Source organism: Cohnella thermotolerans DSM 17683 (genome assembly GCF_000429825.1).
Lineage (GTDB): Bacteria > Bacillota > Bacilli > Paenibacillales > Paenibacillaceae > Cohnella > Cohnella thermotolerans.
On sequence record NZ_AUCP01000043.1, the window covers coordinates 11,310 to 37,623 of the forward strand.

25 protein-coding genes and 1 pseudogene are annotated in these 26,314 nt (G+C 57.5%); 19 read left to right on the forward strand and 7 right to left on the reverse strand.

The genetic code is table 11. The features are described 5' to 3' along the window. The first annotated feature begins 52 nt into the window (after positions 1-52). The 6 genes from G485_RS0108580 (at position 53) to bshB2 (ending at position 6,761) form a co-directional block, all read left to right on the forward strand. Positions 53-919, forward strand: coding sequence for a carbohydrate ABC transporter permease (locus G485_RS0108580; protein ID WP_027092223.1), 867 nt, complete (start codon positions 53-55; stop codon positions 917-919). After that, the gene (locus tag G485_RS0108585; RefSeq protein WP_027092224.1) at positions 916-1,746 is read left to right on the forward strand and encodes a carbohydrate ABC transporter permease; all 831 of its coding nucleotides are present in this window, start codon (positions 916-918) and stop codon (positions 1,744-1,746) included. Before G485_RS0108580 ends, G485_RS0108585 begins: the two co-directional genes overlap by 4 nt. A 44-nt stretch (positions 1,747-1,790) precedes the next feature. Next, positions 1,791-4,673, forward strand: coding sequence for an alpha-L-rhamnosidase (locus G485_RS0108590; RefSeq protein WP_027092225.1), 2,883 nt, complete (start codon positions 1,791-1,793; stop codon positions 4,671-4,673). Between the two features lie 372 nt (positions 4,674-5,045). Beyond that, complete coding sequence (locus G485_RS0108595) at positions 5,046-5,555, forward strand: tetratricopeptide repeat protein (protein WP_027092226.1); 510 nt, start codon at positions 5,046-5,048, stop codon at positions 5,553-5,555. A gap of 183 nt (positions 5,556-5,738) precedes the next feature. Further along, the gene (locus G485_RS0108600; RefSeq protein WP_027092227.1) at positions 5,739-6,083 is read left to right on the forward strand and encodes a YojF family protein; all 345 of its coding nucleotides are present in this window, start codon (positions 5,739-5,741) and stop codon (positions 6,081-6,083) included. 18 nt (positions 6,084-6,101) lie between these two features. After that, entirely contained in the window at positions 6,102-6,761 is a 660-nt protein-coding gene (bshB2, locus tag G485_RS0108605; RefSeq protein WP_027092228.1) for a bacillithiol biosynthesis deacetylase BshB2, read from the forward strand. Between the two features lie 251 nt (positions 6,762-7,012). On the opposite strand, the gene G485_RS0108610 is transcribed toward bshB2, so the two are convergent. Further along, positions 7,013-7,843, reverse strand: coding sequence for a sugar phosphate isomerase/epimerase family protein (locus tag G485_RS0108610; protein ID WP_027092229.1), 831 nt, complete (start codon positions 7,841-7,843; stop codon positions 7,013-7,015). A gap of 193 nt (positions 7,844-8,036) precedes the next feature. On the opposite strand from G485_RS0108610, the gene G485_RS0108615 reads away from it, so the two are divergent. Continuing rightward, complete coding sequence (locus tag G485_RS0108615) at positions 8,037-8,771, forward strand: glycerophosphodiester phosphodiesterase (protein WP_027092230.1); 735 nt, start codon at positions 8,037-8,039, stop codon at positions 8,769-8,771. Between the two features lie 137 nt (positions 8,772-8,908). On the opposite strand, the pseudogene G485_RS30820 reads toward G485_RS0108615, so the two are convergent. Beyond that, positions 8,909-9,037: pseudogene (locus G485_RS30820) on the reverse strand (iron-hydroxamate ABC transporter substrate-binding protein); the annotation flags it as partial. Positions 9,038-9,608: 571 nt separating this feature from the next. On the opposite strand from G485_RS30820, the gene G485_RS0108625 reads away from it, so the two are divergent. The 10 genes from G485_RS0108625 to G485_RS0108670 all read left to right on the forward strand — a co-directional run bounded on the left by G485_RS0108625 (position 9,609) and on the right by G485_RS0108670 (position 20,450). Next, a complete protein-coding gene (locus tag G485_RS0108625; RefSeq protein ID WP_035155365.1) occupies positions 9,609-10,595 on the forward strand; it encodes a glycoside hydrolase family 43 protein in 987 nt (328 codons plus the stop codon). Positions 10,596-10,802: 207 nt separating this feature from the next. After that, positions 10,803-12,041, forward strand: a complete 1,239-nt coding sequence (locus G485_RS0108630; RefSeq protein ID WP_027092233.1) for an extracellular solute-binding protein — start codon at positions 10,803-10,805, stop codon at positions 12,039-12,041. 78 nt (positions 12,042-12,119) lie between these two features. After that, the gene (locus G485_RS0108635; protein WP_027092234.1) at positions 12,120-12,995 is read left to right on the forward strand and encodes a carbohydrate ABC transporter permease; all 876 of its coding nucleotides are present in this window, start codon (positions 12,120-12,122) and stop codon (positions 12,993-12,995) included. Between the two features lie 27 nt (positions 12,996-13,022). After that, complete coding sequence (locus G485_RS0108640) at positions 13,023-13,868, forward strand: carbohydrate ABC transporter permease (protein WP_027092235.1); 846 nt, start codon at positions 13,023-13,025, stop codon at positions 13,866-13,868. A 201-nt stretch (positions 13,869-14,069) separates the two neighbouring features. Continuing rightward, positions 14,070-15,947, forward strand: a complete 1,878-nt coding sequence (gene htpG / locus G485_RS0108645) for a molecular chaperone HtpG (RefSeq protein ID WP_027092236.1) — start codon at positions 14,070-14,072, stop codon at positions 15,945-15,947. Between the two features lie 446 nt (positions 15,948-16,393). After that, positions 16,394-16,948, forward strand: a complete 555-nt coding sequence (locus G485_RS0108650; protein WP_027092237.1) for an SLOG family protein — start codon at positions 16,394-16,396, stop codon at positions 16,946-16,948. A gap of 178 nt (positions 16,949-17,126) precedes the next feature. Further along, positions 17,127-17,531, forward strand: a complete 405-nt coding sequence (locus G485_RS25680) for a hypothetical protein (RefSeq protein WP_156922204.1) — start codon at positions 17,127-17,129, stop codon at positions 17,529-17,531. A 187-nt stretch (positions 17,532-17,718) separates the two neighbouring features. Continuing rightward, a complete protein-coding gene (locus G485_RS0108660) occupies positions 17,719-18,222 on the forward strand; it encodes a CYTH domain-containing protein (protein WP_027092238.1) in 504 nt (167 codons plus the stop codon). Between the two features lie 214 nt (positions 18,223-18,436). Next, positions 18,437-19,096 carry a DUF6904 family protein gene (locus tag G485_RS0108665; protein ID WP_027092239.1) on the forward strand — a complete coding sequence of 220 codons (660 nt, stop codon included), beginning with the start codon at positions 18,437-18,439 and terminating at the stop codon, positions 19,094-19,096. A 187-nt stretch (positions 19,097-19,283) separates the two neighbouring features. Beyond that, positions 19,284-20,450 (forward strand): iron-containing alcohol dehydrogenase, encoded by a 1,167-nt coding sequence (locus tag G485_RS0108670; protein WP_027092240.1) that lies wholly within the window; start codon positions 19,284-19,286, stop codon positions 20,448-20,450. 19 nt (positions 20,451-20,469) lie between these two features. On the opposite strand, the gene G485_RS0108675 is transcribed toward G485_RS0108670, so the two are convergent. Beyond that, positions 20,470-20,739 (reverse strand): hypothetical protein, encoded by a 270-nt coding sequence (locus tag G485_RS0108675; RefSeq protein WP_027092241.1) that lies wholly within the window; start codon positions 20,737-20,739, stop codon positions 20,470-20,472. A 371-nt stretch (positions 20,740-21,110) separates the two neighbouring features. On the opposite strand from G485_RS0108675, the gene G485_RS0108680 reads away from it, so the two are divergent. Continuing rightward, entirely contained in the window at positions 21,111-21,380 is a 270-nt protein-coding gene (locus tag G485_RS0108680) for a hypothetical protein (protein ID WP_027092242.1), read from the forward strand. A 71-nt stretch (positions 21,381-21,451) separates the two neighbouring features. On the opposite strand, the gene G485_RS0108685 is transcribed toward G485_RS0108680, so the two are convergent. Then, positions 21,452-22,669: an MFS transporter gene (locus tag G485_RS0108685; protein WP_027092243.1), complete on the reverse strand. Its 1,218-nt coding sequence runs from the start codon at positions 22,667-22,669 to the stop codon at positions 21,452-21,454. A gap of 173 nt (positions 22,670-22,842) precedes the next feature. Here G485_RS0108685 and speD point away from each other — a divergent pair, with 173 nt between their 5' ends. Further along, positions 22,843-23,643: an adenosylmethionine decarboxylase gene (gene speD, locus G485_RS0108690; RefSeq protein ID WP_027092244.1), complete on the forward strand. Its 801-nt coding sequence runs from the start codon at positions 22,843-22,845 to the stop codon at positions 23,641-23,643. Between the two features lie 54 nt (positions 23,644-23,697). On the opposite strand, the gene G485_RS29790 is transcribed toward speD, so the two are convergent. The 3 genes from G485_RS29790 to G485_RS0108705 all read right to left on the reverse strand — a co-directional run bounded on the left by G485_RS29790 (position 23,698) and on the right by G485_RS0108705 (position 26,275). Beyond that, positions 23,698-23,889 carry a hypothetical protein gene (locus G485_RS29790; RefSeq protein WP_156922206.1) on the reverse strand — a complete coding sequence of 64 codons (192 nt, stop codon included), beginning with the start codon at positions 23,887-23,889 and terminating at the stop codon, positions 23,698-23,700. A gap of 362 nt (positions 23,890-24,251) precedes the next feature. Beyond that, the gene (locus G485_RS0108700) at positions 24,252-25,262 is read right to left on the reverse strand and encodes a FecCD family ABC transporter permease (protein ID WP_205620133.1); all 1,011 of its coding nucleotides are present in this window, start codon (positions 25,260-25,262) and stop codon (positions 24,252-24,254) included. Further along, positions 25,262-26,275: a FecCD family ABC transporter permease gene (locus G485_RS0108705; RefSeq protein WP_027092246.1), complete on the reverse strand. Its 1,014-nt coding sequence runs from the start codon at positions 26,273-26,275 to the stop codon at positions 25,262-25,264. Before G485_RS0108705 ends, G485_RS0108700 begins: the two co-directional genes overlap by 1 nt. Positions 26,276-26,314 lie beyond the last annotated feature (39 nt).

Sequence of the window (26,314 nt, forward strand, 5' to 3'; positions counted from 1 at the left end):
CCCGCCGGACACGGGCAGGGCCGGCGGCTTCGCTCCGATTGGGGGGAACGGGATGAGCAAAGTATTCAGGCGGATCTATACCTATAAATTTTTGCTGCCGGCGGCGATCGTCTATTTCGTCATCTTTATCGTCCCGACGGCGATGTCGTTCTTCTTCAGCTTGACGAGGTGGACGCTGTCCGACTGGGATTTTATCGGCTTGCAGAACTTCATCACCTTTTTTCAAGAGCCTTCCCTAAGCATCGGCTTCAAGAACACGTTTATCTACGCGGTCGTCACCTGTTCGCTGAAGGTCGTCGGGGGGCTGCTGCTCGGGGTCCTGCTGACCAGCAAGCTCCGCACGAAAAGCTACCTGCGGTCCGTCGTGTTCTTCCCCACGCTGGTCAGCACGATCGCCGTCGGCATCGCCTTCAGCATGATGATGCATCCGACGACGGGGCTCATCAATACGACCTTGGCGCGGCTCGGCATCGAGGGGCCGGATTGGCTCGGGGATACGAGCATCGCCCTGCTGTCGGTCGCGTTCGTGGATGTGTGGAAGGGAATCGGCTTCGCGACGGTCATTTATATCGCCGGGATTCTGTCCATTCCCGAGGAATATTACGAAGCGCTGCAGATCGACGGCGGCAACGGGTGGAACAAGTTCTGGAACATCGTCGTCCCCTTGAGCCGTCCGGCGACGAACTCCGTCATTATCCTCGCCTTCATCGGCGGTTTGCGGTCGTTCGATCTGATCTGGGCGATGACCAAGGGCGGGCCGGGATTCGCAACGGACGTAATCGCCTCTATCATCTATAAGCAATATCAGGGCGGGTTCTACGGATTGGCTACGGCCGGCAACGTCATTCTGTTCGTGTTCGTCGCCGCGCTCGCGTTCCCGCTGTCGCGCTATCTGAGCCGCCAAGAGGTGGACCTATGAGCCGAAGCGTTCGCAAATGGATGCTCGAGGCGGCCGCCGTGCTCGCCAGCGTCGTTCTTTTCTGGGTCCCCTTGTATTTCGTCGTTCTGACCGCGATGAAGAGCGCTCGGGAAGCCTCCCTCATGAATCTGGAGTGGCCATCCGAAGTTCAGCTCTGGCAGAACATCAAGGAAGTCGTCGCCGTTCGGGACCACATGCTGCTCCGCGCGTTCTGGAACAGCTCGGTGCTGACGGTGCTGTCCATTGCCGCCACGGTGGTCGTCTGCTCGATGGCCGCCTTCGTCATGCAGCGCAGGCAAGACAGGGCGTCGCCCTGGATCGGCTTCTTCGTGCTGGCCGGCCTGATCATTCCTCCGGCGATCGTGCCCACCATCTGGGTGCTGAACGAGCTTCATCTGTTCAAAACGATGACCGGACTGGTGCTGATCGAGGTGGCGCTCGGGTTCCCGTTCTGCGTGCTGCTGTACCGAAGCTTCATGGCCACCATTCCCCGGGAGATCGACGAAGCCGCGGTGGTGGACGGCTACGGGGGGTACCGGCTGTTTTTCACCATCCTTTTTCCGCTGCTGCAGCCGGTTACCGCCACAGTGATCGTCACGCAAGCCGTCGCAATCTTCAACGACTTTACGAACCCGCTTTATTTCTTCCCGGGAGCGAAGAACGCGACCGTGCAGCTGACGCTGTACAACTTCACCAGCCAGTTCGTCTCCCAATATAACTTGCTGTTTACGAACATCTTGCTTATTACGCTTCCGCCGCTCGTCCTGTTCCTCTTCTTCAACAAGAAGATCGTGGCCGGGATGACCGCCGGTTCCATCAAAGGTTGAGAAGCGAATTGCACGTTCGAAAATCGAATCGGGGAGGGCTTCAGATGAGTTGGAAAGTGACGAACGTAACGTGCGAGTATCGCACGAATCCGCTCGGGATCGGCGTCCGCAATCCGCGGTTCGCCTGGCGGCTCGAATCGGACCGGCGCGGCGCCATGCAGGCGGGATACCGTATCGCAGTGGCCGGAGCCGACGGGAACTTCGCCGCTCCGCTATGGGATTCCGGCTATACGGCGAGCGACGCCTCCATTCAGATCGAATATGCCGGGCCGCCATTGGCGTCGCGCACCCGGTATCACGTTCGGGTCAAAGCCTGGGATGACGAAGGACGGGAATCCGATTGGAGCGAGACGGCTTCGTTCGAGACGACGCTGCTGGACGCGTCGGAGTGGCAGGCGCAGTGGATGACGCCGCGGGCGGCGGAGATCGATCCCGGGACGAGTGCGGCCTTCTTGCTGCGCAAAAGCTTTCGATTGAAGCCCGGGATCGCGGCTGCGCGCATTTACGCGACGGCGGCGGGCGTTTACGAGCTGTACGCCAACGGCAGCCGGGTGTCCGACGACGCGCTCGCCCCCGGCTGGACGAGTTACCAGCATCGGCTGCAGTACCAGACCTACGACGTGACGGGACTGCTGCGAGCCGGCGGCAACGCGATCGGCGTTCACCTCGGAGACGGCTGGTATCGCAGCGGGATGGGCTTCGAGAACCGGAATTTCAAATACGGGGATCGGCGGGCGGCGCTGCTGCAGCTTCACGTTCGATACGAAGACGGCTCGGAGGACGTGATCGTCTCCGACGAGTCCTGGAAGTGCTCGACCGGTCCGGTGCTCTATTCGACGATCTATCACGGCGAAATTTACGACGCCCGCCTGGAGCCGGCCGGATGGAGCGAAGACGGCTTCCCGGACGAGGCGTGGGCGTCTGCCGAGGTCCTTCCTTTGCCCATGAACATTCTGGTTCCACAGGAGAACTGGCCGGTCCGCGTGACGGAAAGGGTGAAGCCGATCGCCAGCTTCGTCACCCACGCCGGCGACCGGGTGCTGGACATGGGGCAGAACATGGTGGGCCGCATCCGGATGACCGTTCAAGCGCCGGCCGGCACGAAGATCGTGCTGCGGCATGCGGAGGTGCTGGATAAGGAAGGCAACGTCTACTTCCCCAATCTCCGCGCAGCGAAGCAGACGGTGGAGTATACGGCTAAAGGCGAGGGAACGGAAAGCTACGCCCCCCATTTCACGTTCATGGGATTCCGCTATGTGAAGGTGGAGGGATATCCGGGAGATTCGCTGCCGCTTACAGCGTTCGTAGGAGAGGTGCTGCATTCGGACATGGAGCCGACGGGCGCCTTCCATACTTCGGACAGCCGCGTTAACAGGCTGCAAAGCAATATTCTGTGGGGGCAGAGAGGCAATTTTGTCGATGTGCCGACCGATTGCCCGCAGCGCGACGAGCGGCTCGGGTGGACGGGGGACGCGCAGGTGTTCATCAGCACGGCGCTCTTCAACTTCCAGGGCGCTCCGTTCTTTACGAAGTGGCTCCGCGACCTGAAGGCGGAGCAACATCCGGACGGAGGCGTGCCGTTCGTCATCCCGGACGTCGCCGGAGGAGCCAGTTCGGCCGCTTGGGGAGACGCGGCGGTCATTTGCCCCTGGACCGTCTATCGATATTACGGCGATAAACGTCTGCTCTCCGAGCAGTATGCCAGCATGAAGGCATGGGTGGAATATATCCGCGCGCAGGGCGACAACGAGCATCTGTGGAATACGGGATTCCACTTCGGAGACTGGCTGGGGCTCGACGCCAAGGAAGACAGCTATGTCGGCGCGACTCCGCGCGATCTGATCGCTACGGCGTTCTACGCGTATTCCACCCGGCTCGTGCGCGAGGCGGCCAAAGTTCTGGGGCATGCGGAAGACGAAGCGAAATACGCGGAACTGCACCGCGGGATCGTCAAGGCGTTCCGGGCCGAGTTCCTGACACCGAGCGGGCGGGTGGCCGCGCCTACGCAGACGGCGCACGTGCTCGTGCTCATGTTCGGATTGGCGGACGAAGAGGTGCGCGCCCGCATCGCCAAAGATCTCAACGATCTGATCGTGGAGAACGATTACCACCTGACGACCGGATTCGTAGGCACGCCGTATCTCTGTTTTGCCCTGTCCGATCACGGCTATCACGAGACGGCGGTCCGGCTGCTCCTGCAGGACAGTTACCCCGGCTGGCTCTATTCGGTATCCAAAGGCGCGACCACGATCTGGGAGCACTGGGACAGCATCAAGCCTGACGGTTCGTTCTGGAGCGACGATATGAACTCCTTCAACCATTACGCGTACGGGGCGATCGGCGATTGGATGTATCGCAAGCTGGCCGGTCTGGACATGGATCCGGCGGTTCCCGCCTTCAAACGGATTCATATCGAGCCGCTGTTCGGAACGAAGGCGCTGAAGCATGCCAAGGCAGCGCATCGCTCGCCGTATGGAACCGTCGAGTCCGGTTGGGAGATCGAAGGGAAGCGCATCCGGGTGGATGCGGAGATTCCGGCCAACACGACGGCCGAGATCGTGCTGCGGGGCGCTTCGCTTGCCGGATTGAAGGAAGGCGGCCGGCCGCTCGATGCGGCGGACGGCATTCTCTCCGCGTCCGAAGACGCGGGCGGCGTCACGCTCTCCGTCGGCTCCGGCGTCTACGCCTTCGAATATGAGCATGAGGGCTTGTTCCGGACTCGTTACACGGAGAATACGGCCCTCAGCGATCTTCTGAACGACGATGCGGCCGTAGAAGTCTTGAAGCGGCATTTCCCGCAGCTGTTCGAAGGTCCGATGCTTCAATTCCTGCGCACGTCCAGCTTGAAGGAAGTGGCCGAGAACGGCATGACCCGCATGGCAAGCGGGCAGTTGGATGAAGTCTTGAGCGAACTGTCGCGGCTTTAGGCGGAGGGACGGCATGGGGAGATCAATGCGCGGAGCGGCCTTCTCGCTCTTGGCGTAACGAACCGAGCGATCGTTATTCCGCCATGGGAAGCCCGTTGGAGAAATTAACGAATCGAGAACCCGCTATTCGCCCGCGGCGGACCCTTTTCCGAAGGAAATCCGGCCGATAACGATTGGTCGATTCGTTAGGGTGTCGAGAACGCCGCTTTTTCGCCAAATAACGTTGTCTGTGTTCGTTAGCGATTGCGGCTCCCGCGAGGGAGAGTGCGGCCGTCAGGGATTGTCCCTTGGCGGTCCTTTTTTTCACCAGGCCATTGTATTTTCTGGTAGTATAAGAAGAAAGATTCCAATCGGGAAAGGAACGGATCGAAGATGACGCGAGATCGACTGGCAGAAGCGATTCAGCTGCGCGAAGAGGGACGCGCCAGGCAGGATCAGGCCATTTTGAAGCAAGCGCGGGAGCTGCTGCTGGACTTGGCCGCCGCCTATCCCGACGATGCGGAGATTGTTTTCCAGACCGGGGTGGCCCACGACAATTCGGGATTAGGACGGGAAGCCATTCCTTACTACCTGCGGGCGATCGATTTGGGTCTTTCCGGACCCGATCTGGAAAGGTGTCTGCTCGGCCTGGGAAGCACGTATCGCTATCTGGGGCACTATCGGGAAGCGGAGGAAGTGTTGCGACGCGGGGTGAGCGAGTTTCCGCACAACCGGGCGCTCCAGATTTTCCATGCGATGGCCTTGTACAATACGCAGCGCTACAAAGAAGCGATGGAAGTCGTATTGACCAACTTGCTGGAGACCACCTCCGACGAGAAAATTCGGTATTTCAAACGAGGCCTCGCGTACTACGCGGCGCATCTGGATGAAACCTGGTGTTAAGCTCCGCCTGGCCGGCAATCGGTTGATCGGCGAGTGCCTTGCAACGTTTGTGCCGGAGGCGAAGGAGAAGATCGGCTATCGCATGCCCGCCTTGCGCTTTAAAGGCGGACAGCGATGAGGTATAATGCGACTGCACCCCTATTCCTCACATGGGGCAACCGGTCAACGTCTGGAGGCGACAACATGCAGCTAATCGAACCATCGGAAATACAGCGCAGAATCGATATTTTTAGAAATCAAGATTTGTATGTGCATCTGGAGATGACGACGGGAGCCTATGCCGCCCATTACGATAGCTCGAAGCATCCGGCCGCGACTTTCATTACGAATGCGCAAATTCGCTATTCGCACGGATCGATAGCCGGGAGCGGTCCGTATCGCGTAGGCTTGAAGATGGAGAATGGCTGGGTATACTCGGAAGGCTTGACGCATTACGAAGAGAGCGAGACCGAGCGGTTGATTCTGGCGGGGCACGACAGTCAAGGCAAGCTGGTCGTAGCGTTGCAGTTAAGCCGGCAGCCTTTCTAAGGCAGGAGGAGATGAACGATCATGGAACGGATTTTAGTTGTGCTGCCGCATCCGGACGACGAGGCTTTCGGCTTGTCGGGCACGCTGGCGAGCCATATTCGCAACGGAGCGCATGTCACCTACGCCTGTCTCACCTTGGGCGAGATGGGGCGGAATATGGGCGTTCCGCCTTTCGCCAACCGGGTGACGCTTCCGGCCGTCCGCAAGCTGGAGCTTGAGCAATCGTGCCGGGCGATCGGCATCCAGGACTTAAGATTGCTAGGTTTTCACGATAAGACGATTGAATTCGAACAGCAGGAGCTGCTGGACGAGAAGATCGGCGCTCTGCTTCAAGAGCTTCGCCCTTCGCTGGTCTATACCTTCTATCCGGGCTACAGCGTGCATCCGGATCATGACGCGTGCGGAGCCGCCGTCGTTCGAACGGTGGGAAGGCTGCCCCGCAGCGAGAGACCTCCCGTTCATTGCATGGCCTTCTCCAAAAATCTGGAGCAAGGTATCGGACAACCTACGGTCATCCATGATGTCCGGGCGTTTGTGAAGCAGAAAATCGCGTCCATTCAAGCGCATCGATCCCAATTCCAGGTCCCCGAGCTGCAAGGAAGCCATAAGCCGTCGGACAAGGAATTGGCCGACCGGTTCGGGACCGAACGCTTCTGGGTTTACCCCTTCGTGGATTGAAGGCAAAGGAACAAGCGACACGGGACTCCTAAAAATATCGAGCCAAAGAGAGCCGTCTGCACGGGCCGCGAGGTCGGGCAGACGGCTTGTTTGCGTCGGCGGGATGGACGCGTGGGCGACGGGGCTGCCGAACGAACGGCATGCCGACGATGAGCGCTTGAAACGCAAAAAACCTCCTTCCCAATGCCCGAACAGCCCGGCGAGCGTCCTTGCTTCAACCGGGCGGAACGGGGAACATCGGGAGGTTGCCGTCAAAGCGAAATGTTCAGCTCGGCGGCGGTTCTCCGGATGTAATCCGCGGCTTGACGGTATTCCTCGTTAGTGGACAAGTGCTCGATGATGAGCGCGGTGTCCGGATGCAGCTTGTTCAGTTCCGTGAGGAACGTCCGGTAATCCAGAATGCCTTGGCCGGGGACGACCTCGTCGAGGTGAACGGTCAACTTGCCCCGCAGCGCGATGTCTTTGGCATGGCAGTTGCGGATATGAGGCCCGAGCTTCTTGAAGAAGTCGCGGATCATCTCGCCGGTGCGGTAATAAACGCGCGGACTGCTGACGATGTTCACCGGGTCGAAATGCACGCCGAAGCCCGGGCGGTCGATGGCTCGGATCAACTCGAGATAGGAATCGGCGGAATCCGGGAAAATCCACGGCATCATCTCTAGCGCGAAGACGGTGCGTTCCGGCTTCACGGCGTCAATGATGGCGCGCGTCGTCTCGACGATCAACTCGAATGTGTCGTCGCTGAAGTTGTCCGGGTCCGGCCCGTCCCACTGCTCGCCGCGCGAGCCGGCGATGTTGACGCAGCAGCCGGCGCCGAGGCGTTCGGCCAGCTCCAGCCGCCGGATGCAATATGCGATCGCTTTGCGCCTTACGTCTTCGTCCCGGCTGATCGGATTGCTCCAGGCTCCGACTTCGGCAATGAGAATGTCATGCCGGCGGGCGGCTTTCGCATAAGCTTCCGCTTCGGCGACATCGTCCCCTCCGACCGGACAAGGCGCCGCGCGAAAGCCCGCCTGCCGCATCGCTTCCGCCCAACAGTCCGGATTCATCTGATCCACAAAAACTTGCCCGCCAAGTCTCATCCTTTTATCCCCATCCTTTGCAGTATGGAATGCGCTCAGTATAAATGTAAACGCGTGTTTACGCAAGAGTTCCGTTTGTTTCTTCTCTTCGGCGGCTCGGAAGTTTTTCCGGGCTTTTACATTCTGCTAACGGTTTCGAAGTATAATGGAATTGAAATTTCTTACATTTCCATTGCCATTGGAGGTTTGCCCTTTGAGTGCCGTTCTGAATATCGCCCATCGGGGCGCATCCGCTTATTGCCCGGAAAATACGCTCGCCGCCTTCCGGCGCAGCATCGAACTCGGCGCCACGGCCATCGAGACCGACGTTCAGATGACGTTGGACGGGCAGCTTGTGCTGATTCACGACGAAGAGTTGCTCCGGACGACCGGTTGCTCCAAGCTGGTGGCCGAGACGACGATGCAAGAGCTGCGGCAATTGGACGCGGGCTCCTGGTTCGATCCGGCGTTCATGGACGAGCGGGTTCCCGCGCTTCACGAGCTGCTGGAACTGGTCAAGCCCACTTCGCTGCAGCTCAATCTGGAACTGAAGAACGGCGTCGTCCCGTATCCTGGGCTGGAGGAAGCGGTGATTGAAGAGATTCGCCGCTTCGGCATGGCGGACCGCGTCATTATTTCCAGCTTCAATCATTATTCGCTCATGCAATGCAAGCGGCTGGCTCCCGAGATCCGAACCGGCATTTTGTATATGGAAGGGCTTTACGAGCCGTGGGAGTACGCCCGGCGCATCGGGGCGGACGCGCTTCACGCGTATTATTACGCGGTGCTGCCGGAGTGGGTGGCGCAGGCGGCGGAGCGGGGCGTCGCTTACCATCCGTTCACCGTCAACGAACCGGAAGTGATGCGCAAGCTGCTGGACGCCGGGGTGGCGGGCATTATAACGGATTATCCGGACGTTCTGGCCGGGCTTCTTGCGGAGAAGAATTGAATTGCACGATCGAGGCAGCGGCGGAAAAAAACGGGAAGCCCGAAACCGGGCATCCCGTCCGCAATCCCGCAGTTATTCGGAGAAGAGCTTCTTCGCATCGTCAAGCGCCATGTCCAGGCCGATCGCGGAATAGTCCAACCAACGGCCGGCTTCAGCCCGAGATCGTCGAACAGAATCGGGCCGAGCGGACGCTTCATGCCCATGACTCTCAGCTTCTTGGCCGTCGTACGGATCGCCATTGCTTCGGCGTTCTCCCCGAGCACCGACTTGATCGGCTTGCCGACCTTCGAAGCCTCTCGTCGTAGCTTCGGACGGCGCGTACACCATCCGGCTGAAGACGCGGCCGACATTTCTCGCCCCGTAAATTTTTCGTTTGTCCCCTCTTACTACACACAGAGTGACCGTTCCTTGACCCGCCGCCTCCCGCATTTTGCTGTTCAGCCATAACGACGAAGGGGGTGCTTCGCTAACGAATCGTATTGTTCTTAAAAGCGTGTAAACGGACTCTTGGCCGATCTAACGAATCCCAGCGGCGTTATGGAGGGGAAAATCAGCGGAAAAGCCGCCGATTGCCGGGAATAGCGTTGCTGAGGTTCGTTACCATTTCAAAACACGTGATTCGGAGCCAATAGCGTTGACTGGGTTCGTACGCGGCATGTCCGATTACGTCGGCTGACGCCGGAAGCCGTATGGGCAACCTTTATAATTCATAATTATATAAATTAATTAATAAAAACAAATTGACAATAAACCCGCCTGTTTGTAATATTTATATCGAAGTGAATAATTAAACAAATACATAAACTATTCTGGCTTGAACAGACAGGAGAAATCAACATGAAGAATGAACCCGCAGCAGGAAGTCAGCCCCCGTTGGTTAATCCGATCGTCCTCCAGCGGGCGGATCCATGGGTTTATCGGCATACCGACGGGTACTATTACTTTTCGGCTTCCGTACCCGAGTATGACCGGATTGAAATTCGCAGAGCGAGAACGATTCAGGAGCTTGGGAAGGCGGAGCCGGTCGTCGTCTGGCGGAAGTACAGCGAAGGGATGATGAGCGCGAACATTTGGGCGCCGGAAATTCACTTCATCGACGGCAAGTGGTACATCTATTTTGCCGCGGCCCGAACGACGGAGACGGTGGAAGGGCTGTTCGACCACCGCATGTTCGTCCTGGAGAACGAGTCGGCCGATCCGTTCCAGGGCAAATGGGTAGAGAAGGGCCAAATCAAGACGAAATGGGAGTCCTTCGCCCTCGACGCCACTACTTTCGAGCATAATGGTAAGCGCTATCTTGTCTGGGCGCAGAAGGACCCGTCGATCGTCGGCAATTCCAACCTTTATATTTCCGCCATGCGGAACCCCTGGACGCTGGAAGGCGAGCAAGTCATGATTGCGCAGCCGACGTATGAATGGGAGAAAATCGGGTTTCTCGTCAATGAAGGGCCGGCTGTGCTGAAGCGGAACGGGAAAATTTTTATCGGGTATTCGGCCAGCGCCACCGACTCGAACTACTGCATGGGGCTTCTTGTCGCATCCGATACGAGCGATCTTCTGCAGCCCGAGAGCTGGACGAAGCTGCCGGAGCCCGTCTTCCGCACGTGCGAAGAGACGAGGCAATACGGACCCGGACATAACAGCTTCACGGTCTCGCCGGACGGCAGCCAAGATATTATCGTCTACCATGCGAGGAATTACAAAGAGATCGAGGGCGATCCGCTGTACGATCCCAACCGCCACACCCGAGCTCAAATTTTCGGCTGGACAAGCGACGGCATGCCGGATTTCGGCATTCCGGCAGCGGATGGAACGAACGCCTAAGGACAAAAAAGGGCGAACGAGTCGAAAAGGGATTGACAGATGAAAGCGCTATGATTTATGATGAATTTCGAAAAACATTAATAATTTAATATAATTATTATTAATGTTTTCCCGCCCTTCTTGAAGCATGACGCAAGGAGGGCGGCTGGTATAACGTTGGAATGCAAGGCAGCCTATGGGGGAGAACAAAAACCAGGAGGAGAATGTATGAAGAGAACGTTAAGCATTTCATTGATTTTGGCTCTCATGGTAACCGCTTTACTGACCGGCTGCAGCAGCGGATCGAGCAAGACGATCACGTTCTGGACTCCGCTCACCGGAGATGACGGCGCTTACATGGACCAGTTGGTTAAAGATTACAACGCGACCAATCCGGAATATAAAGTGAAGCATATCGTGACTTCGGATATGTATACGAAAATCTCGACCGTCATGAACACCGGCAAAGGCGTCCCCGATCTGGCCATCATCCATGCCGACCGCGTCCCGGGCTTTGTCAAGCAAGGGCTGCTGGAGCCGATGACGAACATTTTGGCCAGCCAGCCGGAAATCAAGCAAGAGAATTACTTGCCGCAGGCGTGGTCCACCGGCACGATCGACGGAACGCAATATACGGTTCCGCTGGACATTCACAGCAATGTTATGTACTACAACAAGGATTTGCTCAAGAAATACAACGCCGAATCGTTCCTGGACGATAACGTGGTGACGATTGACGAGATGCTCTCCTTGAAGGGCAAATTGGACGAAGGCGACTATGTCGTTAACGACGCTCTGATCGGCTGGGTGATGCTGGCGGAGCTTCAAAACGAAGGCGGAGACGTCGAGAAGGACGGCAAGCCGACGGTCGATACGCCGGAGATGAAGAAAGCGTACGAAGAAGTGAAGAAAATCGCCGACGCCGGCTTGATGACGCCGTTCGGCGAAGACGGATACCTGATGTTCCAGGGCGGCCACGTTCTGTTCTCGACCGACGGCACCTGGAGCTCCACGGCGCATGCCAAGGTACAAGGCTTGAACTTCGGCGTCACCAACGTCTATTCGACCACCGCCGACAAATTCACGAACCGGGCTTCTTCCCACTTGTTCGCCATGCTGAAGAACGATAAACGGACGGACGAGAAGGAGCAGGGCATCGGCAAGTTCCTGGAATTCATCCGCGAGAACTCGATCGAATGGGCCAAAGCGGGGCAGATCGTGGCCAGCAACAAAGTCAATCAAAGCCCGGAATTCAAAAACTATATGCAGTCGTTCTTCACGTCGAACGAACAAGAGATTCAATCCCTGCACATTTATACCTATGAATATTACCCGTACGTAGCGGAAGCGGTGGACAAGTACTCCGCCGACATCATTCGCGGGAACGTCGATCTGGATGAGACCTTGAAGACGATGCAGAAATATGTCGAAGATAAAATCGCCGAAGCGGGCAAAGGGACGAAATAAGCCGAAGCAGAATAGAGGGCCAAAAGTAATGTGTCATTTCATGGCACATTACTTTTGCCAAAAGGAGAAACGAAGGCTATGAACAAGAAAGTTTTCACCCTCTATTTGTTTGTCGGTCCCCATCTGATTTTATTTGCCGTCTTCATTTTTTTGCCGACGATATTCGGGATATACGCTTCGTTCACGCATTGGAATCTGATGAACAATCCGGTCTGGGCCGGCCTGGACAACTATAAAACGATCCTGTTCGACAGCGGGTCCACCTTCCATACTCAATTTCTGAACGGTCTGAAGAACACGTTCATTTTCGTCGTGCTCAGCGTTCCTTTATTAATTGTCATTCCGTTGCTCATCGCCGTTGCGCTGGAGCATAAGAAAGTGAAATTCAAAGGCGTCATCCAATCGATCCTTTATATTCCGGGATTAATATCCGTATCCGCGGCGGCGCTCATCTGGCTGCTGATCTTTAACAAGCAATTGGGCATTACGGGCAACGTGTTCGGGTCGACCGTCGCTTGGCCGGCCAATCAGCCGTACGCCTGGATCATCATTCTAGTCCTCTCGGTATGGGGAGGCGTCGGCGGCAATATGATCATCTACCGCGCTTCGATTAACGGCGTCGCGCAGGATTTGTACGAAGCTGCGGCCATCGACGGCGCGGGTCCGTTGCGGAAATTTATCAGCGTGACGCTGCCGTCCATTCGTTTTCCGCTAATCTATACGTTTGTCATGACAACCGCCGCTTCCTTCAACGTCTTCGCGCAGCCGCTCATGATGACCAAGGGCGGTCCTCGCCAAAGCACGCAAGTGTTGATGATGGACATTCGCCAATTGGCCTTCGGCAGCGGGGAATCGATTGCCGGAATGGCGTCGGCGATGGCGGTATTGCTGGGCTTGGTCATTTTGGTCATCTCGGCGCTGCAATATTACGTCATGAACCGGAATGCTTCTTAATGGAAACGAAAGGGTAGGTGCGGCAGCATGTTGAAAAGAATAAGCGTATCGCAATATTTGGCCTATCTGTTTTTGATCGCTCTCTGCATCGTTTGGGCCGTTCCGGTCCTGTTCGGCATTGCCACCTCGTTCCGCTCCGAGTCCGAAGTCGTCACTTCCGGTTTCCGGCTGTTGCCCGCCCAGTGGATCTTCGACAACTACACGAACATTTTGCAGAATACGTCTACGGCGCCGATTTTGCGCTGGTTGGGGAACTCTTTGTTTATTGCCGTCACGCACACGTTTCTCGTCATTGTAGTCATCTCCATTACGGGATACGGCTATTCGCGCATGAACTTCAAAGGCAGGGACACTTTGTTTTTCACCTTGCTGGGCATTTCCTTTTTTCCGGGCGTCGTCAATCTCATTCCTTCTTATAAAATTATCGATGCGCTCGGCTGGGTGAACACCGCTTGGGCGATGATCATTCCCGGCTTGGCGGGAATGGGCAATATCTTCTTGGTCAGACAGTTTATGAAGGGGATTCCGAACGAGCTGGACGAATCGGCCCGCGTCGACGGCGCCGGCGACTTCCGAATCTACGCCTCGGTCATCCTGCCGCTCATTAAGCCCGTGCTCATTGTCTGCGGCCTGTTTTCGTTCGTCGGGTCGTGGAATGATTTCCTCTGGCCGGTTATCGTCTATACCGATGTCGATAAAATGCCGGTTACCGCCGGGCTGCTTCTCTTGCAAGACATTTACGGCAACTACCGGATGATCGGGCAGCTCATGGGCTCGGCGATCCTGGCGATGATTCCGACGTTCCTCTTGTTCTTCTTCGCGCAGAAGCACTTCCTTCAATCCATCAACTTGAATTCGGGGATCAAGGGCTAAGGTTCCGACCGAACGGTTTCGACAAAAGGCTTTTTCCGTTTATGGAGAAGGCTTTTTCGTTGTGCCTGCCGGAATCCGGCATATTGACATGGAAAATTGGAATGTGTTATATAGAAAGTGATTAGCACTCGATGAGGGAGAGTGCTAAAGTGTGCGAGCGTCCGATCGATAACCTACTTTCTTGAAAGAGGAGAACCTTTCATGGCCAAGAAGCAATTCAAAGCGGAATCCAAGCGTTTGCTGGAGATGATGATCAACTCCATTTATACGCAGAAAGAAATTTTCCTCCGGGAACTGATCTCCAACGCCAGCGACGCCATCGACAAAATTTATTACAAGGCGTTGACTGACGATAAGCTCGTTTTCGACAAGGACAGCTACTACATTAAAATTACCGCGGACAAGGAGTCGCGCACGCTGACGATCTCCGATACGGGCATCGGGATGACGAAGGAGGACCTCGACAATCACCTGGGCGTCATCGCCAAGAGCGGCTCTCTCGCGTTCAAGCAAGAGAACGAAGCGAAGGACGGGCACAACATTATCGGCCAATTCGGCGTCGGCTTCTACTCCGCGTTCATGGTGGCGGACAAGGTAACCGTCGTCAGCAAGGCGCTGGGCAACGACGAGGCCTACAAATGGGAGTCCCAGGGCGCGGACGGCTACACGATTACGCCGGCCGAGAAGGCCGAAGTCGGCACCGACATTATTCTGAAAATCAAAGAGAACACGGAAGACGACCGTTACGACGAGTATTTGGAAGAGTACCGGCTGCGGGCGATCGTCAAGAAATATTCCGACTTCATCCGCTATCCGATCAAGATGGACGTCACGAAGCATCGGCCCAAGGAAGGCGCAGAGAACGAATTCGAGACGTACAAGGAAGAAGAAACCATCAACAGCATGGTGCCGATCTGGCGGAAAAACCGCAATGAGCTGACGGCGGAAGATTACGAGAATTTCTACAACGAGAAGCACTACGGCTTCGACAAGCCGCTGAAGCATATTCATATCAACGCCGACGGCTCCGTCGTGTACCGGGCGATTCTGTTCATTCCCGAGACGACGCCGTTCGATTACTATACGAAGGAATACGAGAAAGGGCTTGAGCTGTATTCCAACGGCGTCTTGATCATGAACAAGTGCGCGGATCTGCTGCCCGACTATTTCAGCTTCGTCAAGGGGATGGTCGATTCGGAGGATCTGTCGCTGAACATTTCTCGGGAAATGTTGCAGCACGACCGGCAGCTGAGCCAGATCGCGAAGCATATCAAGAGCCGGATCAAGAGCGAGCTCCAGAGCATGCTCAAGGATGACCGGGAGAAATACGAGAAATTCTACAAGTCGTTCGGCCGGCAGCTCAAATACGGCGTCTACAGCGACTACGGAGCGAACAAGGATACGCTGCAGGACCTCCTGCTGTTCTATTCGTCCAAGGAGAAGAAGCTGGTGTCGCTGGACGAATACGTCTCGCGGATGCCGGAAGAACAGAAGTATATTTACTACGCTACCGGCGAGTCGATCGAACGCATCGAGAAGCTTCCGCAGACGGAGCTTGTCGCCGACAAGGGCTACGAAATTTTGTACTTCACGGACGATATCGACGAGTTCGCGATCAAGATGCTCATGAAGTACAAGGACAAGGAATTCAAGTCGGTCTCGAGCGGCGACCTGGGCATCGAGCCGGACGAGAGCGCCAAGAACGAAGCGGAAGAGAAAGAGAACAAAGACTTGTTCGAGGCGATGCAGGAGCTGCTGAGCGGCAAGGTGAAGAAGGTCAAGGCGTCCAAGCGTCTGCGCTCGCACCCGGTCTGCTTGTCCGCCGAGGGCGAGCTGTCGATCGAGATGGAGAAGGTGCTCCGCTCCATGCCGGACAGCCAGAACATCCAGGCGGACAAGGTGCTGGAGATCAACGTGAACCACGAGGTGTTCCAGGCGCTGAAGGCCGCCCATGCGAACGACAAGGAGAAGCTCAAGCTGTACACGAACCTGCTGTACAACCAGGCGCTTCTGATCGAGGGCTTGCCGATTCAGGACCCGGTCGAATTCACGAACGATATTTGCAAGATCATGGTGTGATGAGGGAGCAACCCCGACCCGGATGGATCCGGGCCGGGGTTGTTGGCGTTTCTAACGAACCTCAGCCCCCTTATTCACGAGCAAAAGCCCGTTGCGGGAACGTAACGAACTGAGATAACGCTATTCCGCTTGAAGAGCGGCCCCGTTCGAGGAAAATCCGTCCCATAACGATCCGTCGGTTCGTTAGCATGCCGAGAAAGCGCTTTTTTCCACAAATAACGACTGCTGGGTTCGTTAGAGCGTTCCATAATTAATGCCGGGAGGTACGACATTGACATCGCTAATGGAAGCAAAGGCGGAATCGCGACGCTTGTCGTGGGCACGCTGATGACGATCCAGGCCGCCAGGGATTTGCAGGACGCCGCGGAGCGCTTGTTCGGGCGGCCGGTATCCTATAGTCCAGCGGGGATTGGCTTCCGCCGCCTTTTCGCGTTATGCTAGTGTCTATGAAGACTCTTCTCGTTACGGGCTATCGGGCCCACGAACTAGGCATATTCAATCGCAAGCACCCAGGGATCGCCTACATCCGCAAGGCGATTGCCGCAAGGCTCGTCCCGCTCATCGAAGAAGGGCTGGAATGGGTCGTCACTCCGGGCCAGTACGGCGTCGATTGGTGGGCTTGCGAGACGGTCATCGAGCTGAAACGGCAGTATCCGCACTTGAAGCTGTCCATCCTCGCGGCCTACGCCAACCCGGAGGAGAAATGGAACGAAGAACGGCAGCAGCAATACCGGGAACTGCTCCTGGGCGTCGATTATTACGCTTGCGTCAGCAAGCAGCCTTATAGCGGGCCTTGGCAGCTCAAGGCCAGGGACGACTTGCTGCTGCGGAAGACGGACGGCATTCTGCTCGTTTACGATGAGGAAGCGGGAGAGGGGAGCCCGAAGTTTCTGAAGGACAAGGCGCTGCGCAAAAGCGCGACGGAAGGGTATCGCTACATCGCCATCGGAGCGGAGGAGATTCAGAGCATAGCCGAGGAGAGCGAGAGGGGAGATTGGTGAAGGCAACACATCCCTTCGGATCGGTCTCATTATCAGCGTTGGCTGACGTCGGGGCGGCTAGTTCTTTGGACTCTATTCCGTGCGAAAATAATCGGGATTCCAACAGGATAGTGGTGATTATTGCCTGTTCTCGTGATATGATCGGTTCATAGGAACTAAGAATCGCGGAGGGGTTCATATGTCTTTGAGCCTACAAGTGGAAGTTTGCCCCGGTTGCGGCAACCTGTATCAGCCGAACGCCTACCCTCTTTGTCCGTCCTGTTCGATGCAGGAGCATGAGCAGATCGCCACGATAGAGCGCCATTTGCGGCGCAACCGTTTTTTGAACAACGACGAGGTTGCCGAGCTGGCCGCGATTCCGAAGGAGAAACTCCGGACGTGGATTCGCAAAGGGCGGATCAAGTTGTACGATTACCCGAACTTGGCGGATTCGTGCGATCTGTGCGGAGAGCCGACCCGCCAAGGCAAGCTGTGCGTGGACTGTTCGACTCGCATCCGGGCGGACATTCGCCAAGCGTTCGAGGCCGATCGCCGGAAGAAGGAACGCGCTCAAACGGTTCACAGCTACTTTTCCAGACGATAGATCGAACGGCATCAAGCCTGCGCCATCGCGAACGGAGCGAAGGGGATTCCCCGGGCCGGACGCGGCGGCGTTTTTAGCTTCACGCACCGTTCGCCTTCAGTCCCGCCCGATTTGCCGCCGCGTGTCGCTTTTTGTACAATAAGCTAAATCATATTCGCCGACACTTGCGGTAGAGGAGAGTCCGGAAATGCCACTGGAGATCGAACGTAAATTTTTGCTGGCGGAGCCGCTGGAAACCATTCTGAACAAAGGGGAGCTGGACGTCCGGTCGAGAACCCGAATCGAGCAGACGTATCTGGCGATGGACGACAATCAGGAGCTGCGCATTCGCCGGCTTACCGATCTGGATACCGGACGAAGGGAATATACGCATACGTTCAAAAGGGGAAGCGGCATGACCCGGGAAGAGATCGAATATTCGATTTCCGAGGCCATTTACGAGCAGGTGTTCCAAGCTTTCGGAGCCGTGCCGCTGACGAAGGACCGGATTGCCGCCGAATGGAACGGCATCGGGGTGGAGATCGACGTTTACGATCAGCTGGAGCTGACGGTGGTGGAGGTTGAATTCGGCTCCGAGGAAGAGGCGAATGCGTTCGAACCGCCCTATTGGTTCGGAAGGGACATCGGCGCCGAGAAGCAATACAGCAACAAAACGGTCTGGAAGTCGCTTCAGCAGCGAAAATCGTCCTGACAAGAAGACAGCTTCCGTTCTGAGGCTGTCTTTACGTCGTTCCGTAACCCAGGCTTGGACGGTCCCGTCTTCGGGTATAATGGGAGACGGGATCGCAACGCTCAATCGAAGACTGGCGCCCGCGCTTCGTCCGTCGTACAATGGACAAGTCGCCTTGCGGCGCAAGTATGGTAGAATAAAAAGATACGGACACGGAACAAAAGGGAGATTGCGCATGATACAAGTAAGGAGCACCCCGAACTATGCGGGCGCGAGCATCACCGGCAGCGATCGGGATGTGGAACAATTAAGCCGGATGCTGGAGACGCTGGCGGGCGACGAGGGCGAACATCCGGGATACGAATCGGCGCGGGTTCGCGTCATGGGGTTTTGCGCCGAGCTGCGGCGGGCTTTGGCGACGAGCGAGCAAGAGAGCGCGACGGCCGGAGCGAAGATTTTGTGGCCGGAGCTGATCTTCGTCTCGATCGCTTTGAACGGGTTTATCAAGCTGTTCTATCGAAAGAAGACGGACCCCGATTGGGACCGGACGCTTGCGGGCGTTCGCAAATTCCAGGAGAGCGTCGCGGCCTGCCTGAGGCAGACGCTGAAGGAGCCGGCGTTCCGGCCGGTGACAGGGGCGCTGGGCTCGCAGGTTTTTCTGGAAGAAAACTATGTCACGCAATATTTGGACGAGCTGAACGCCCAATTTCTGGAGCTCGACCCGCAGCGGCGTCTGGCGAGCATCGCCGAGTTCGCGAAGCGAATCGCCCAGCAAGGCGAGGATTACCGCAAGTGCAAAAGCTCCGTGCTGGAGGCTGCACGCCTGTACCAATGCCCGGTGGACGAGATTCGCCTCCGGGAACGTTACAAGGCCGCCTCGGAGATCGTCTGGTAAAGCCGCTTATCTGCATTTCGTCGAACGTCTCTTCCAGAGAGCGTTCTTTTTTTTCGCCCAATTGCGCATCGCACCCGGAAAAGTTGCATTCGAATCGGCAAAAGGAGTACTTTAAAAGGGACAGCGGAGTCAGGAGCCTCGCGGCATCTGGCATACAAAAAAATGCGGGATGGGGAGACGATAAACGATGAACAATTTTGTGTTTCAGAATCCGACCAAAATCATTTTCGGTCAAGGAACGGTCAGCCAATTGGGGAAGGAAGCGGCGGCGTACGGGAACAAGGCTTTGCTCGTTTACGGCGGGGGCAGCATCAAGCGGACGGGGCTTTACGACCAGGTTCTCGCACAGTTGAAGGAGCATAACATCGAGGTTTTCGAACTGCCCGGCGTTGAACCGAATCCGCGCCTGACGACGGTACATAAGGGCATTGACATTTGCCGCGCGAACGGAATCGGCTTTATTCTGGCCGTTGGCGGGGGCAGCGTCATCGACGCGGCCAAAGGGATCGCGGCGGGCGTTCCGTACGAGGGCGACGTTTGGGATTTCTACGTTCGCAAAGCGGTGGCCCAATCCGCTCTTCCGATCGGCACGGTGCTGACGCTGAGCGCGACGGGCAGCGAGATGAACGGCGGCTCGGTCGTCACCCATTGGGAAGAGAATCTGAAGCTGGCCCATTTGAGCATTCATACGTATCCCAAATTCTCCATTCTCGATCCGACCTTGACCTTCACGGTTCCGGCCGACCAGACGGCATACGGCTCGGTGGACATGATGTCGCACGTGTTCGAGCAATATTTCAGCCATACGGCGGATACGCCGCTCCAGGAACGTCTGTGCGAATCGATTCTTCGCACGGTCATCGAGAACGCTCCGATCGCCATCGCGAAGCCGGACGACTACGCCGCCCGCGCAAACCTGATGCTGTGCGGAACGTACGCGCTGAACGGCGGCATGATCAGCGTCGGCGTGACGAACGACTGGGCAAGCCACGGCATCGAACACGAGCTGAGCGCGATTTACGACATTCCCCACGGCGCCGGGCTGTCGATCGTGTTCCCGAACTGGATGAAGTATGTATACCGCGAACGGATCGAGCGGTTCGTGCAGTACGCCGTTCGCGTATGGGACGTCGACCCGACCGGGAAGACCGACGACGAGATCGCCCTCGCAGGCATCCAGGCGACCCGCGATTTCTTCACGCGGATCGGCGCTCCGGCGACGCTCTCCGAAGTCGGCATCGGCGACGACCGGCTCGGCGAGATGGCCGCGAAAGCAGTCCGTTACGAGCCGCTTGGGCAGTTCAAGAAATTGACGAAGGAAGACGTGGAACAGATCTACCGCATGAGCCTGTAACCGGCGCGGGAGAGGCGCGTCAGACCAGGTTCCACAGCAGCGGAAGGAGGAGCGCCGCGCCCGCGAGCCGTTCCTCCGTCAGCCAGCGATGGCGGGGGCTGTGCAGGAACAGAACGGTCGAGAACACCAGACAGGCGATGAACGAGCCGAAGTAGGCGACGAACCCGAGAGGATTCAAGAAGAAGGAAGGGCGGGAGCTCAACCATTCCAGGACGCACCAGAGCGCTAGAGTAAGGTACGCGAGGGTGAGGACGACTCTCTTCGTACGCCAAGCGAGTTGAAGCGCCATCCGGACTTTCTCTCCTTTCGGAACTGGGAGTCGGGCCTGCAGAGCCGGGGATCGAGTCGGCTTTGCAGGCCTATTTGCGTTACAATTGACAAGCTTGCAGGCCGGCCTGGGTGCAGCCGATGACGACGATTTTCATAGGCGAGCCCTTCTCCGATTATGTGAAAACTTTCACATATCATTCAATGTGTTGTGATTAATTTCACAATCTGTGATGTTCTTATCATATGACGAAATAGGGAAGAAAGCAATAGGTTTGTGAATGTTCTCACAAAATAAATTGGGGGTGTGCGGCCTCGGCTATCGACAAACGTCTGTACAGCGTTCAAAATAAAGGTGGGTAAAATGTGCGGTGAGGAAAGGGGATCCGTATCGTGAAAAGCAGCTTCAACCTGTGGGCGTTCGTCTTGACGCTCGTAAGTTGGTTTGGTTTCTTTGCGGCCGCCGCCACGGAGGCGCTCCCGTTCAACCTTCACCTTTTTGTTTTCGGTTTCGTCATCGTCGTCTTTCTCTTTGCCTTCTACGGACTCAAGGCGGTAACGAATTGGAAATCGGCCGCGCTGTCGATGGCTTCCCTCCTCGGATGCCTGGCGTTAATCGCGGTGGAGGGCTTCGTCATCGGGATTGGAAGCTTGCTCTCGTAATTAGACCCGCCCAGCGCGCGCCTGAACCGGGCACGCTCCGAAGCGGGTCTTGTTGTTTGCCGTTCGCAAAATCAGGCTTCCGCGGCCGCAGACCGGGGACGAGCCCTGCGATCGCCCGCGAAGCTGACGACGCAGCCGGCCAGTCCGAGCAAAGCAAGGCACGAAGCGCCCCAAGGGACCGAGGACAGCCCGATATGGGCGATCGTCCACCCGCCGAGATAAGCTCCGCCGGCATTGCCGATGTTCAGCACGGAGTGGGTGGAGGTGGAGGCGAGCAGCGGCGCTTCCTGCGCCAGGTTCATGATGCGAACCTGAATGCCCGGCATAATGCCGAAGGCGGCGACTCCCCAGAGGAACACGGTGGCGACGGCGGCCGCCGGATTCCGCAGCGTGACGGTCAGCAGCGCCAGCAACGCCGCCAGGACGACAAAGCCGCCCATGACCGAGGGCATCAGCTTCCAGTCGGCCAGCTTGCCGCCGATCAAGTTGCCGATGGTGACGCCGATTCCGAACAAGACGAGAATATAGGTGACGTTGTGCTCGGCGAACCCGGTGATTTCCTCCAACACCGGGGTAATGTAGGTGAACAGGGCGAACAAGCTTGCGCAGCCGCAAGCGCCCGTCCCCAGCATAAGCAGCACTTGCGGCTTCACCAGGCTGCGGACTTCGCGGGCGAGCTTCGGCGCTTCGTCCTGCTCGATCTTCGGAATAAAGCGGACGATGCCGAGCAGGGACACAATGCCCAGCGCCGTGATGGCGGCGAACGAGGCTCGCCAGCCGAGCTGCTGGCCGATGAACGTGCCGAACGGCACGCCGACGATATTGGCGACGGTTAATCCCGCCAGCACCATCGAGACGGCACCCGCTCGCTTCTCCGGCCGGACGAGGCGGGAGGCGATCAGCGCTCCGACGCCCAGGAACGTTCCGTGGGCGAACGCCGTCAAAATGCGGGCGGCCAGAAGCAGAGGGTATGTAGGCGCAACGATGGACAGCGCGTTGCCGGCGATAAAGATGCCCATCAGCAGCACGAGCAGATTTTTCTGCGGGACGCGGAGCGTCAGAACGGTGAGCACGGGCGCGCCGACGGCGACGCCGAGCGCATAGCCGGTAATGAGCATCCCGGCCCGCGGAATCGAGACGTGCAGATCTTGGGCGACGTTCGGCAGCAGCCCCATGATGATGAACTCGGTCATGCCGATGGCGAAAGCGCCGAGCGTGAGGCAGAGCAGCGAGAACGGGAACCGTTCCTTGGCGGACGACGACGGGTCAACTTTGCGGTTATTTTTCATCACGTCGGTTTCTCTTCCTATCCCTCTCTTTTTTTCGAATAGTATATCACCGAATCGTTCCGAGCGGGCCGGCCGGCGGCAAGAAAATTTGCCGGAGCGGAAGGCTGGTTGAATCAGGAAACGCCGAAGAGGGGAAAATAAGGCGAAAAAAAGCGAGGCGGGGAGGAATCGGGATGCCGGATTCGCCGGAGAAGCGCGTGACGCTGCACGGCTTCAACAATCTCACGAAGACGCTCAGCTTTAATATGTACGACATTTGTTATACGAAAACGGTCGAGGAACGCGAGGCCTACATCGCTTACGTCGATGAGCAGTACAATTCGGAGCGGCTGACGCAAATTTTGAACGCGGTGGCGGACATTATCGGCGCCCACGTCCTGAATACGGCCAAGCAGGATTACGTTCCGCAGGGAGCGAGCGTGACGTTCCTCGTGTCGGAGGGGCCCGTCGTCGAAGCGCCGACGGACGATGCGGCGCCGGGTCCATTGCCGGGCAATGTGGTGCTGCAGCTCGACAAAAGCCACATTACGGTTCATACCTATCCGGAATACCACCCGACCGAGGGCTTCAGAACGTTCCGCGCCGACATCGACGTCTCCACCTGCGGCGAGATTTCTCCTCTCAAGGCGCTTCATTACTTGATCCACTCGTTCGAGGCGGACATTATGACGATCGATTACCGGGTCCGCGGCTTCACGAGGGACGTCAGCGGCCGCAAGCTGTTCATTGACCACGACATCAGCTCGATCCAAAACTACATACCGCCGGAAATCGTCTCGGCCTACGACATGATCGACGTCAACGTCTATCAGGAGCACATTTTCCACACCAAATGCAAGCTGCGCAGGTTCGATCTCAACAACTATCTGTTCAGTTACACGAAGGACAAGCTGGGGAAGGACGAGCAGGAGAACATCGCCAAGCGGCTGCAGAAGGAAATGGACGAAATTTTTTACGGCCAGAATATGGAGTAAGTGGTGGAAAGTTCGTCTGGCCAAGGGCCAGGAGCCGCAACCCGCCGAAGTCGGCTACCAGCTCGCGAAACGGGCCGGCACGGAGCTGTAACTATCCAGGCAATAGGTCACGATGACGAAGACGCCCATCATGCCGAAGTAAGTCAGAATGCCGCTTACGATCATAAACGTCATCGAGACGAGAAGCAGCCCCCAGTACCCGGTCGTTGAACAGCAGGACGAACGCAACAGCCATAAGCGTGTCAAGAATAACGCCAACCCTTCGACATATGATGTACCTCGATCATAGTGACCAAACTTAAGCGGGAGTTAGAGAAAGCTTAATGGGAGTTTAGCGGAAACGGAAACTATGCTGAATGGTCGTTCGCTCCTGCCGTCTAGCGCCTAGAATAGCATGTACGACTGAAGGTGCCCTGAGCGTCCGCTGAAAAGTTGCTGAATGTCACCGATACGGCGGCGGATTGCATATGCCCTGTAAGATCGAAAATCGCTCTTACAGGCAATAGTTCTTCGAACGCAAAAAGGCGGTGCAGGGATAAACCCTTGCACCGCACTATTTTGCCTACTTGCGGGACAGCCTCGTCCCTTTTACGACTGCGACGCAGCTCCTACGCTACTTTCCTCAGCAGCAAATAAACGAAGTACGGCGCCCCGATAAACGCGACGACGATCCCCGCCGGAATGCCCTCCGCGGTTCCGACGTTGCGCCCGATCGTGTCGGCCAGCAGCAGCAGCCAGCCGCCCATCAGCACGGACACCGGCACGAACATTTGATGCCGCGGCCCGACCAACGCTTTGGCGATATGGGGAGCCATCAGCCCGACGAAGGAGATGCCGCCGGTAACCGACACCGCAGAGGCGGCGAGGGCGACGGACGTCAGCAGCAGGACGATCCGTTCCCGGTTCACCGCGACGCCCGAGCCGATCGCGACCGATTCGTGCAGCGAGAGCAGGTTGAGCGAATTGGATTTGTACAGGGCGAACGGAATGAGAACCGCCAGCCATGGAATAATGGACAGAACGAACGGCCAATCGGTTCCCCAGATGCTTCCGTTGAGCCACTTGGCAATAAAATCGACCTTTTCCCGATCCGTCGACGAGATAATGACGATCATCGAACCCGATAACGCCGTGGACACGCCGACGCCGACAAGCACGAGGCGGATCGGCTGAAGCCCCTGCGATTTGCTGTACGAGAACGCATAAATAAGGCCCGCCGTCAGGAAGCCGCCTCCGAAGGCGACGAGCGGCAGCAAATAAACGAACGAGCCCGGCTCGACCGGAAAATACAAGAAGAAAATCGAGATGGCGACGCCGGCTCCGGCGTTGATGCCGATCAAGCCGGGGTCCGCCAAATCGTTGCGGGCGACGCTCTGCAGAATCGCGCCGGACAGCGCCAGCGCCATGCCGGCGAGCAGCGTAATGACGATTCGGGGCAGACGAATGGAGAACAGGACGAACTCTTCCTTCAACGTCCCGTGGCCGAGAAAGGTCGGCACGATCCGGCCGAAGGAGACGGAGGAAGCGCCGAGTCCCAGGCCGACGACGACCGTCGCCACGGTCAGGAAGAGCAGGGCCAGCAGGACGATCCGCTGTTTGGTTGCCATAGCCGGATGAATCATGAGAGCGACTTGACTCCTTTACGCACGATGAACAGGAAGAAAGGCAGCCCTATCATCGCGATAATCGCCGTCACGGGGGTTTCGTACGGAGCGTTGAGCGTTCGCGCCAGCGTATCGGCGAGCAGCATGAACACCGCTCCCCAGACGGCCGACAGCGGAAGGACGGAGCGGTAATCGGTGCCGGACATGGCGCGCACGATATGGGGAACCATCAGCCCCAGAAACGCCAGATTCCCGACCAGCGCCACGGACGCGCCCGCCAGCAGAATGACCACGACGTACAGCACGATTTTGACGTAAACCGTCCGCAGCCCGAGCCCGACGGCGGCTTCTTCGTTCACGCTCAGGATGGTCAGCTGCCTGGAGAGAAGGAGGGCGACGACGATGCCGGCGCCGATCACCGGCGAGATGCTCTGAAGCTGTCCCCACGTCGTGCCGATCAAAGCGCCGGCCGTCCACATGGACACGTCCTTCGTGACTTTGTAGGCGAGGCCGATTCCTTCCGCCGTCGCGTAGAGGAAGGCGGACACGGCGGCTCCGGCCAGCACGATGCGAAGCGGCGACAGCCCGCCCTTCTTGACGGCGCCGATGCCGAGCACCAGGAAAGTGCCGACGGCGGCGCCGATAAAGCAGGCGACCGTCTTGCCGAAATAGCCGGTCGAAGGGAGCAGGGCGATGACGAACGCAAGCGCGGCGTTGGCGCCGGCCGTCAGCCCCAGCAAGCCGGGGTCGGCGAGCGGATTTCTCGTCAGCCCCTGCATAATGGCGCCGGATACGGCAAGCGCGGCGCCGACGACGACGGCCGCGAGCTCGCGGGGCAGCCGGAGTTCGCGGACGATCGTAATCTTCTCTTCCGACGCGTTGGAGAAGATCGCCAGCCAGACGTCCCGGACGGTCGCATCATCCGCCGCCCCGAAAATCATGGCGGCCGCGAACATGCCCGTCAGGATCGCCAGCCCCAGAAGCAAATGGAACGCAAAGGAGGTAGTGCGACGTTTATCTAAGCTCATCCTTCTCTCATCTTTCCTTCTATAGAGTAGAGAGAGGAA